The sequence below is a fragment of the Peptococcaceae bacterium genome (genome assembly GCA_024655825.1).
Taxonomy (GTDB): Bacteria; Bacillota; Peptococcia; order DRI-13; family PHAD01; genus JANLFJ01.
The window spans coordinates 1-11,009 of the sequence record JANLFJ010000063.1; the positions used below are offsets into that span (position 1 = coordinate 1).

Here is an 11,009-nt window from a genome sequence, read left to right on the forward strand (position 1 = left end):
TATGCTTGATTTGCGATTAGAAAATCATAAAAATAGCTTACATCGCAAAAAGCTCCCGTAAAAAATAGGTTGACAGCCACCATAGGTTATGCTAACATTTTAAAATGCGATTATTTGCCTGGCCCAGATGAAAACCACGAAACGAATACAGCGCGGGGAATAGTGAATAATGCAGGTAATAAAAGGCAAGAATAGATAGGTGGAGCGCAAATAGCAAGGTGTTTTAACCTTGCTATTAGGTGTTTTTATTTAACATTTTTATTTTTATTAAATAATGTTGCACATATAGGGCATGAGGGGTGAGAGATTTAATGCGTCGTCCGGTACAGGTGGGAAAAAGAACGAGGGTCAGCTACGCAAGGATCAAAGAAGTGCTTGAAATGCCCAATCTGATTGAAATTCAACAGAATTCTTACCAGTGGTTTTTAAATGAAGGAATAAAAGAGATGTTTCGTGATATTTCCCCGATACAGGATTTTACCGGAAACCTGGTCCTTGAATTCATCGACTACAGCCTGGGAGAGCCCAAGTATCAGGTGGAGGAATGCAAAGAGCGGGATGTGACCTATGCCGCACCCCTGCGGGTAAAAGTCAGGCTGATTAATAAAGAGACAGGGGAAGTCAAAGAACAGGAAGTTTTCATGGGCGACTTCCCCCTGATGACGGAAAAAGGAACATTTATCATCAACGGCGCCGAAAGAGTAATAGTAAGCCAGCTGGTCAGGTCTCCCGGCGTTTATTACACCGAGCAGGTTGATCCCAGCGGCAAAAAGATATACGGCGCCACCATAATTCCCAACCGCGGCGCATGGCTGGAATTTGAGACCGACATCAACGACAACATTTTTGTGCGGGTTGACAGGACACGCAAACTTCCCGCCACAGTGCTTTTGCGGGCCCTTGGGTACAGCAGCAACGGCCAGATTGCCGAACTTTTCAAGGAAGATGAACGGATCCGCCTCACCCTGGAGCGCGACCATACCGAATCGGAAGACGAAGCCCTGGTGGAAATCTATAAAAGACTGCGTCCCGGGGAACCTCCCACGGTCGAAAGCGCGCGTTCCCTGCTGCACACTTTGTTCTTTGACGCCAAACGCTACGACCTGGCGCATGTCGGACGCTATAAACTTAACAAAAAGCTGAAAGTGGATATTCCGCCCCATGTCCGGCATATAACCAGGGAAGACATCATTGCGACCATTAAACAACTGCTGAAACTCATGAACGGGGAAGGGAAGCCGGATGACATTGATCACCTGGGCAACCGCCGCCTTCGTTCGGTGGGGGAACTTCTCCAGAACCAGTTCCGCATAGGTTTATCAAGGATGGAGCGCGTGGTGCGCGAGCGAATGACTATTCAGGATGTGGAAGTCATCACTCCGCAGATCCTTATTAATATACGGCCGGTGGTGGCCGCAATCAAGGAGTTCTTTGGCTCCAGCCAGCTCTCGCAGTTTATGGACCAGACCAATCCCCTGGCGGAGCTTACGCACAAGCGGCGCTTGAGCGCTCTTGGACCGGGCGGCCTGTCCCGTGAAAGAGCCGGTTTCGAAGTGCGCGACGTTCACCATTCCCATTATGGACGCATGTGCCCGATTGAGACACCGGAAGGTCCTAACATTGGGCTGATTGGTTCTTTAAGCACGTACGGGCGAATCAATGAATACGGCTTTATAGAGACGCCGTACCGCAAAGTGAATAAGGAAACCGGCCAGGTGACGGACGAGATCGTCTACCTTACCGCTGATGAAGAAGACAACTATGTCATTGCCCAGGCCAACGCTCCTTTGGATGAAGAAGGACGCTTTGTCAACTCCAAGGTCAATGCCCGCCACGGCAGCGAGACTCTTGTCGTCTCCGTGGATAAAGTGGATTTCATGGACGTGTCTCCCAAACAGATAGTTTCCATTGCCACCGCCATGATCCCCTTTTTAGAGCATGATGACGCAAACCGCGCTTTGATGGGGGCCAACATGCAGCGGCAGGCCGTGCCTCTTTTGCGTACGGAGGCTCCCTTCGTCGGGACCGGTGAGGAATTCAAGGCGGCGAGGGATTCCGGGGTGGTCGTACTGGCGAAAAACTCCGGGATAGTGGAAAGAGTCACGGCCAATGAGATCGTCATTCATACAGACGACGGCAGCAAGGAGACATACAGGCTGATAAAGTTCGCCCGTTCCAACCAGGGTACGTGCATGAATCAAAAACCGATTGTCAAAAAGGGAGAGCGGGTGGAAAAAGGACAGGTGATAGCCGACGGGCCCTCCACCGACCAGGGTGAACTTGCCCTGGGTAGAAACGTGCTGGTGGCCTTTATGACCTGGGAAGGCTACAATTATGAAGACGCTATCCTTATCAGTAAAAAACTGGTTAAAGAAGACTATTTCACATCCATCCACATTGAGGAATATGAGTGTGACGCCAGGGATACCAAGCTTGGCCCGGAAGAGATAACCCGGGATATTCCCAACGTGGGAGAAGACGTTTTAAAGGACCTGGATGAACGCGGGATCATCCGTATTGGGGCGGAAGTGCGGCCCGGCGATATACTTGTCGGCAAAGTGACTCCGAAGGGCGAAACCGAGCTCACTGCGGAAGAGCGGCTTCTGCGGGCTATTTTTGGCGAAAAGGCCAGGGAGGTAAGGGATACCTCGCTGCGCGTGCCGCACGGCGAAGCCGGCAAAGTTGTTGACGTGAAGGTATTCTCGCGGGAAAACGGCGACGAACTGGCTCCCGGCGTGAACCAGATAGTGCGCGTTTACATTGCCCAGAAGAGAAAGATTTCGGAAGGCGATAAGATGGCAGGCCGGCACGGCAACAAAGGCGTGATTTCGCGCATACTGCCGGAAGAGGATATGCCGTTTTTGCCGGACGGCACGCCCATCGAAATTGTCTTGAATCCCCTTGGCGTCCCGTCCCGTATGAATATCGGGCAGGTCCTGGAAACCCACCTGGGCTGGGCGGCGAAAACCCTCGACCTGAGGGTTGCCACGCCGGTATTTGACGGGGCTACCGAAGAGGATATTAAAACCCTTTTGGCGGAGGCAAAGCTTCCCGTGCACGGGAAAACCGTACTGTACGACGGGAGGACCGGCGAACCTTTTGACAACGAGATCACCGTTGGCTATATGTATATGCTTAAACTGGCCCACCTGGTCGATGACAAGATCCACGCGCGTTCCACCGGGCCGTATTCGCTTGTTACCCAGCAGCCTTTGGGCGGCAAGGCCCAGTTCGGCGGACAGCGCTTTGGGGAAATGGAAGTCTGGGCGCTGGAAGCCTACGGCGCTTCCTATACCTTGCAGGAGATACTGACCGTCAAGTCTGATGACGTGGTGGGACGGGTTAAGACCTATGAAGCCATAGTCAAGGGTGAAAACGTCCCCGAACCCGGTGTCCCCGAATCCTTCAAAGTTCTGATCAAAGAGCTACAGAGCCTGGGGCTCGATGTCAAAGTGCTTTCAGAAAATGACGAGGAAATTGAAATCAAGGAAATTGACGACGACATCAGCGAAGCAGCCAAGGAACTGGGACTTGATATACATGCTCCGGATAGACCGCTCCTCGATGAATACGAAGAAAGTGAAGAGGAACAGGAGAACGACGGGTTCCTGGAATATGACCCGGACCTGGAAGAGCTGGACGTAGATGAGGACAATGATGACTTCAATGACCGCTGACTGAAGCGGTGAGAAAAATTGAAGGAGGGAGCGACGCCCTTGTTAGATGTTAATAACTTCGACAGGATGAGAATCGGACTGGCTTCTCCTGAGCAAATACGCGCATGGTCAAGCGGCGAGGTTAAAAAACCCGAGACCATTAACTACCGCACTTTAAAACCCGAACGCGAAGGACTGTTTTGCGAAAAGATTTTCGGACCTACCAGGGATTGGGAATGCCACTGCGGAAAATACAAGCGCGTCAGGTACAAAGGAATCATCTGCGACCGCTGCGGTGTTGAAGTTACCAAGTCCAAGGTTCGCCGTGAAAGGCTTGGGCATATTGAACTTGCCGCGCCATGCTCGCACATCTGGTATTTTAAAGGCATCCCCAGCCGGATGGGACTTATTCTCGATATTTCCCCGCGTTCCCTGGAAAAAGTGCTGTATTTTGTTTCATACATCGTAACTGAGCCCGGTGATACCCCCTTGATGAAAAAACAGCTGCTTTCAGAAATGGAATACCGGGAGTATAAGGAAAAATATGGGAATAGGTTTCAGGCCGGGATGGGAGCCGAAGCAATCAAGGTTCTCCTTGAAGAGATGGACCTGGATGAGATAGCTGCCGAATTGAGGGCCGAACTGCGCGAGGCGACAGGCCAGCGCAAAGTAAGGGCAATCCGCAGGCTTGAGGTTATAGAAGCCTTTAAAAATTCAGGCAATCGCCCTGAGTGGATGATCATGGATGTCATTCCCGTCATTCCTCCCGAACTTCGGCCCATGGTGCAGCTGGATGGCGGCCGTTTCGCCACCTCCGATCTCAATGACCTGTACAGGCGGGTTATTAACCGCAACAACAGGTTAAAAAGACTCCTTGATCTAGGGGCTCCGGATATAATCGTGCGCAATGAAAAAAGGATGCTGCAGGAAGCAGTCGACGCACTCATTGATAACGGAAGGCGCGGGCGCCCGGTAACCGGGCCCGGCAACCGTCCTTTGAAGTCGTTAAGCGATATGCTTAAAGGCAAACAGGGCAGGTTCCGGCAGAATCTTTTGGGCAAACGGGTTGATTATTCGGGACGGTCCGTGATCGTGGTTGGTCCGGAGCTTTTGCTCCACCAGTGCGGCCTGCCCCGGGAAATGGCCTTGGAGCTGTTCAAGCCGTTTGTCATGAAAAAGCTGGTCAATGACGGCTACGCTCATAACATCAAGAGCGCCAAGCGAATGGTGGAAAGGGTCCGCAACGAGGTCTGGGATGTGCTGGAAGAAGTTATCCAGGACCACCCGGTCCTGTTAAACCGCGCTCCCACCCTGCACCGCCTGGGGATCCAGGCTTTTGAACCGGTGCTGGTAGAAGGCAGGGCCCTTCAGATTCACCCGCTGGTCTGCACTGCTTACAATGCCGATTTTGACGGCGACCAGATGGCTGTTCACGTGCCTCTTTCCGCCGAAGCGCAGGTCGAAGCCCGCCTCTTAATGCTTTCTTCACACAACATCCTTAACCCCAAGGACGGCCGGCCGGTGGTAACCCCCACCCAGGACATGGTTCTTGGTTCATATTACCTGACCGTGGAAAAGTCTGCGGGGAACCCCACCTATACCTTTGCCAGCGATGAAGAGGCCATCTATGCCTATGAAACGGGCATGGTGACGCTCCATGAACCCGTAAAAGTCCGCAAAGACGGCAAACTGATCCAGACCACCACGGGCCGCCTCATCTTCAACCAGGTTATACCCCCGGAAGTGGGTTTCTATAATGAAGTTATAGGCAAAAAGCAGCTGGGCCAGATCGTGGCCAAGTGTTTCCGGCTTCTTGGGAACGCCGCGACGGCCAGAATGCTTGACGGGATCAAGAAATTAGGTTTTACCTACTCTACTCGCGCTGGAATCACTATCGGCATCACCGACATTGTCGTTCCTGAAGACAAAAATCTGATCCTGAACGAGGCCGAAAAACAGGTCGAGGTCATAGAAAACCAGTTCAGGAGGGGCCTGATTACCTACGAAGAGCGCCAGCAGCTGATTATCGGGGTCTGGAACAAGGCTACCGAGGATGTTACCAAGTCTCTGCTGGATACCCTGGATAAGTTTAACCCTGTTTATATGATGGCCAATTCCGGGGCGCGCGGCAACATCCAGCAGATCCGCCAGCTGGCGGGGATGCGGGGTCTGATGGCCGATCCTTCAGGCCGCACAATTGAAGTGCCGGTCAAGTCAAATTTCCGTGAAGGGCTGGCGGTTTTGGAATACTTCAATTCCACCCACGGAGCGCGCAAAGGACTCGCCGACACGGCCCTGCGAACAGCCGACTCCGGTTATCTCACCCGCCGTCTTGTAGACGTGGCCCAGGACGTGATTGTAAGGGAAAACGACTGCGGCGCCACCACGGGCATATATGTAGACGAGATCAAGGACGGGAACGAGGCCATTGAGTCGCTGTATGAAAGAATTGTCGGCCGTTATGCGCTGGAAGACGTTGTCCACCCGCAGACCGGCCGGGTCATCGTGGCTGCGGATGAAGAGATCACCGAACAGCAGGCCGGTGAAATAATTGAAGCGGGGATTAAAGAAGTCGGCATTCGTACCGTTCTAACATGTAAAACGCGGTACGGCGTATGCCGCAAATGCTACGGCCGGAATCTGGCTACGGGTCATATGGTGGAGATCGGCGAAGCGGTGGGGATTATTGCCGCCCAGTCCATCGGCGAGCCGGGAACCCAGTTGACCATGAGAACCTTCCACACGGGTGGCGTGGCCGGCGAAGACATCACCCAGGGTCTTCCCAGGGTCGAAGAACTCTTTGAGGCCAGAAAGCCGAGAGGCCAGGCGATAATTGCCGAAGACGACGGGATCGTGCACATTTCCGAAGTCAGGGGTCGCAAAGAAATTGAAATAACCGCCGGCGGGGAAGAAAAATATATTTACCAGATCCCGTTCGGTTCCAGGATCAAGGTGAAAGAGGGCCAGCAGGTTGAGGCCGGGCAGGAGCTGACCGAAGGCTCGATCAATCCTCACGATCTCTTGAAAATCCGCGGGATCAGGGGAGTCCAAACCTACCTTTTGAGGGAAGTGCAGCGTGTTTATCGCCTGCAGGGGGTAGACATAAATGATAAACACATCGAGGTGATAATCCGCCAGATGCTAAGGAAGGTAAAGGTTGAAGAACCTGGCGATACCCAGCTTTTACCTGGCGGGTTAATCGATATTTTCGAGTTTGAAGAAGAGAACGCCAAGGTTTTTGCCATGGGAGGAGAACCTGCCACCGCCAAACCGGTTTTACTCGGAATTACCAAGGCGTCGCTCGCCACCGATTCCTTCCTTTCAGCCGCTTCCTTCCAGGAAACAACCAGGGTTCTTACGGAAGCCGCCATTAAAGGGAAGACCGATCCCCTGCTGGGGCTGAAAGAAAACGTAATTATCGGCAAGCTTATCCCTGCGGGGACCGGAATGTCCAGGTACAGGAACATCAGGGTAAGCCCGGTAATCGAAGAAAACGCCGCCGCTGCTCTTGAACAGCTGGATAGCCACACGAGTCTCGCTTCATCTTGACAGCGCGGGCTGCCAGATGATAATATATTTCAGTGCGTGCTGTTCAAAAAGGAGGTCAGGTTTTTAGTGCAGCGTTTGGCGACAACTAAAAAAAAGACGGTGGGGCTGAAGCAGACACAAAAAGCGGTGGAAAGAGGTTTGGCCAGCACTGTGTTTGTGGCCAGGGATGCCGAGGAAAAGGTTCGCCGGCCTATTCTGGAAGCCTGCCGTGAACGGGGAATAACCGTGATAGAAGTTGATACTATGGCCGAACTGGGAAAAGCCAGCGGCATCCAGGTGGGTACCGCCGTGGCGGCTCTTTTGATGGAGGTCGAGTAACCCTAACATACAACAGGACATCCTGGGAAGGAGGTGCACGCAATATGCCAACCATCAGTCAGCTGGTAAGAAAAGGAAGAGAGATAACCCGTAAAAAGTCTGCAGCGCCAGCGTTAAGGGAATGCCCGCAAAAACGCGGGGTATGCACAAGAGTATATACTACCACGCCCAAAAAGCCGAATTCCGCCTTGCGAAAGGTAGCCAGAGTGAGGCTTACTAACGGCGTTGAGGTTACGTCTTATATACCCGGGATAGGTCATAACCTCCAGGAACACTCTGTCGTGCTTGTGCGGGGAGGCAGGGTTAAGGACCTGCCGGGTGTCAGGTATCACATCGTCAGAGGAGCCCTGGATACCGCGGGTGTCCAGAAACGAAACCAGGGCCGTTCCAAATACGGCACAAAACGGCCCAAGGTTGCCGCCAAGAAATAAACATCGCCTGCTGGCAGCAATTATCTGCCAGCAGCAAAGGGGGGAATGATATGCCCAGGAAGGGGCCTGTACCAAAAAGAGAGGTCCTGCCGGATCCGATCTACAAATCCAGGCTGGTGACAAAATTCATCAATAAGGTTATGTACGAAGGCAAAAAAGGCGTCGCTGAGCACGGCGTGTATGGAGCGTTGAGAATCATCGAGGAAAAAACAGGGAAGAATGGCTTGGAAGTCCTGGAGCAGGCGATGAAAAACGTGATGCCTGTCCTGGAGGTGAAAGCGCGCCGTGTGGGGGGCGCAAACTACCAGGTGCCTGTTGAAGTGCGTCCTGACAGGCGCGAAGCCCTAGGTATCAGGTGGCTGGTCACATTTGCGCGCAAGCGTGGTGAAAAGACCATTGAGAATAAACTTGCCGCTGAAATACTGGATGCCGCCAATAATACGGGCGGAGCAGTCAAAAAAAGGGAAGATACCCATAAAATGGCTGAAGCCAACAAGGCTTTTGCCCATTACCGCTGGTAAAATTCGCTGTTCGAACTTTTGCTGCTACGGCCAATCAGGTTGAAACCTCGTAGAAACGGGGTGTGCCGTGATTATTGGCCAGCGGAGATCGCTGTATACTACTGGCCGGCCGGTCTAAGAAAGGGGGGTTAAGCATGAGCAGACAGTACTCTCTGGAAAAAACAAGAAACATAGGTATTATGGCTCATATTGACGCAGGCAAAACGACAACCACCGAGAGAATACTTTTTTATACTGGCCGGGTTCATAAAATGGGTGAGGTCCATGACGGCGCAGCCACCATGGACTGGATGGTCCAGGAGCAGGAAAGGGGCATCACCATTACCTCAGCCGCTACTACCTGTTTTTGGAAAGACCATCGTATAAACATTATCGACACGCCAGGGCACGTTGATTTTACCGTAGAGGTGGAACGCTCTTTGCGTGTCCTGGATGGGGCAGTCGCTGTTTTCTGCTCAGTAGGCGGCGTCGAACCCCAGTCTGAAACGGTCTGGCGCCAGGCCGATCGTTACGGGGTTCCTCGCATCGCTTATATAAATAAAATGGACAGGATCGGAGCAGATTTCTTTAGAGGAGTAAACATGATCAGGGAGCGGTTGGGAGCGAATCCCGTTCCCATTCAGCTGCCGATTGGTTCGGAAGAAAGCTTTCGGGGAATCGTTGATTTGGTTAAAATGAAAGCTTACTACTACCTGGACGACCTGGGCACCAGGAGCGAAGAAACCGGCATTCCGGAAGATATGCTGGAATTGGCCCGGGAATATCATGAAAAACTGCTTGAAGCCGTCGCGGACTATGATGATAAACTTACCCAAAAGTACCTGGAAGGCGAGGAAATAACGGAGGAAGAAATCAGGGCGGCCATTCGTTCCGCCACCATAGACGTAAAGCTTATTCCCGTTGTTTGCGGGTCGTCCTTCAAAAACAAAGGTGTCCAGCTCCTTCTGGATGCGATAATAAATTACCTTCCGGCTCCGACGGACATTCCTTCGATCCACGGGGTACACCCCGAATCCGGGGCAGATGAAATCAGGCACGCCGATGATAATGAGCCGTTTTCAGCCCTGGCCTTTAAGATCATGTCCGACCCCTATGTCGGTAAACTGGCCTTTTTTAGAGTATACTCCGGCGTGCTGAAATCAGGTTCTTACGTATATAATACAACCAGAAACAAAAGGGAACGCATCGGCCGCCTCCTGCAAATGCATGCCAATCACCGGGAAGAGGTTAACGAGGTGTATGCGGGAGATATTGCGGCGGCGGTAGGGCTGCGGGATACCACCACCGGGGATACGCTTTGCGATGAGGATCATCCTGTGATCCTGGAATCAATGCAGTTCCCGGAACCTGTAATCGACGTGGCAATCGAACCCAAAACAAAAGCCGACCAGGAAAAAATGGGCGCTGCCTTAGCCCGCCTGGCGGAAGAGGATCCCACTTTCCGCATCCAGACGAATCCCGAAACGGGCCAGACCATCATTTCCGGGATGGGCGAACTGCACCTGGAAATAATTGTCGACCGCTTGCTGAGGGAGTTTAAGGTGGATGCCAACGTAGGACGACCGCAGGTGGCATATAAGGAAACGATCCGTTACAGGAGCAAAGCGGAAGGCAAATTTATTCGCCAAACCGGGGGGCGCGGCCAGTACGGTCACTGCCTCATCGAAATCGAACCCCTGGAAAGGGGAAGCGGTTTTGAATTCGTTGACAAAACCGTGGGAGGAGTCATACCCAAAGAATACATTCCCCCGGTTGAAGATGGTATCAGGGAAGCCATGGAAAACGGCATTCTGGCCGGGTATCCCGTGGTCGACATACGGGCTACCGTGTACGACGGGTCCTATCACGAGGTTGATTCTTCGGAGATGGCTTTTAAGATTGCCGGTTCGATAGCTTTTAAAAACGCCGCCGTGAAGGCAGACCCGGTTGTCCTGGAGCCGGTTATGAAAGTAGAAGTCCTGGTTCCCGAAGCATACATGGGCGATGTGATCGGAGACCTGAACAGCAGGCGCGGTCGCATCGAAGGAATGGAATCCCGCACCGGGCTCCAGGTGATAAGAGGATTTGTTCCCCTGGCCGAAATGTTTGGTTACGCGACTGATCTTCGTTCCAAAACGCAGGGACGCGGTACCTATGTGATGCAGTTCTCTCATTACGAAGAAACGCCCGAAAACATCGGCGAGGAGATTATTGCCAGGCGACAGGGCCGGCTGTAGTCTAGATCAAAACCATGTGTTGAAAGTAAAAAAGGAGGAAGGAAACGATGGCGAAGCAAAGATACGAAAGGAAGAAGCCCCACGTTAACGTTGGGACGATAGGGCACGTAGACCACGGTAAGACCACGCTGACGGCGGCCATAACTTACGTGTTGGCGAAGAGAGGCCTGTCGCAGGCGGTGTCGTTTGACCAGATTGACAAGGCGCCGGAGGAGAAAGCGCGGGGGATCACCATATCGACGGCTCACGTTGAATACGAGACGGAGAGCAGGCATTACGCGCACGTGGACTGTCCTGGGCACGCCGATTACGTAAAGA

At 52.6% G+C, this 11,009-nt stretch carries 7 protein-coding genes; all 7 read left to right on the forward strand.

Features of this window, described 5'->3' with window-relative positions:
* Positions 1-311: 311 nt before the first annotated feature.
* Complete coding sequence (rpoB, locus tag NUV48_14900) at positions 312-3,677, forward strand: DNA-directed RNA polymerase subunit beta (GenBank protein MCR4443420.1); 3,366 nt, start codon at positions 312-314, stop codon at positions 3,675-3,677.
* Between the two features lie 66 nt (positions 3,678-3,743).
* On the forward strand, positions 3,744-7,205 hold the full coding sequence (rpoC, locus tag NUV48_14905; GenBank protein MCR4443421.1) for a DNA-directed RNA polymerase subunit beta': 3,462 nt from the start codon (positions 3,744-3,746) through the stop codon (positions 7,203-7,205).
* 66 nt (positions 7,206-7,271) lie between these two features.
* Positions 7,272-7,523, forward strand: a complete 252-nt coding sequence (locus tag NUV48_14910; protein MCR4443422.1) for a ribosomal L7Ae/L30e/S12e/Gadd45 family protein — start codon at positions 7,272-7,274, stop codon at positions 7,521-7,523.
* A gap of 44 nt (positions 7,524-7,567) precedes the next feature.
* Positions 7,568-7,954, forward strand: coding sequence for a 30S ribosomal protein S12 (rpsL, locus tag NUV48_14915; GenBank protein ID MCR4443423.1), 387 nt, complete (start codon positions 7,568-7,570; stop codon positions 7,952-7,954).
* 50 nt (positions 7,955-8,004) lie between these two features.
* On the forward strand, positions 8,005-8,475 hold the full coding sequence (gene rpsG / locus NUV48_14920) for a 30S ribosomal protein S7 (protein ID MCR4443424.1): 471 nt from the start codon (positions 8,005-8,007) through the stop codon (positions 8,473-8,475).
* A 134-nt stretch (positions 8,476-8,609) separates the two neighbouring features.
* Positions 8,610-10,691 (forward strand): elongation factor G, encoded by a 2,082-nt coding sequence (gene fusA / locus NUV48_14925; protein ID MCR4443425.1) that lies wholly within the window; start codon positions 8,610-8,612, stop codon positions 10,689-10,691.
* Between the two features lie 47 nt (positions 10,692-10,738).
* Positions 10,739-11,009: GTP-binding protein (locus NUV48_14930; GenBank protein MCR4443426.1), on the forward strand; the 271-nt coding region annotated here is incomplete at its 3' end.

Excerpts from the sequence above, each read along its gene's own strand:
- rpsG (MCR4443424.1), top strand. The coding sequence starts at position 8,005 with ATGCCCAGGAAGGGGCCTGTACCAAAAAGAGAGGTCCTGCCGGATCCG.
- rpoB (MCR4443420.1), top strand. The coding sequence starts at position 312 with ATGCGTCGTCCGGTACAGGTGGGAAAAAGAACGAGGGTCAGCTACGCA.
- fusA (MCR4443425.1), top strand. The coding sequence starts at position 8,610 with ATGAGCAGACAGTACTCTCTGGAAAAAACAAGAAACATAGGTATTATG.
- rpoC (MCR4443421.1), top strand. The coding sequence starts at position 3,744 with ATGAGAATCGGACTGGCTTCTCCTGAGCAAATACGCGCATGGTCAAGC.
- rpsL (MCR4443423.1), top strand. The coding sequence starts at position 7,568 with ATGCCAACCATCAGTCAGCTGGTAAGAAAAGGAAGAGAGATAACCCGT.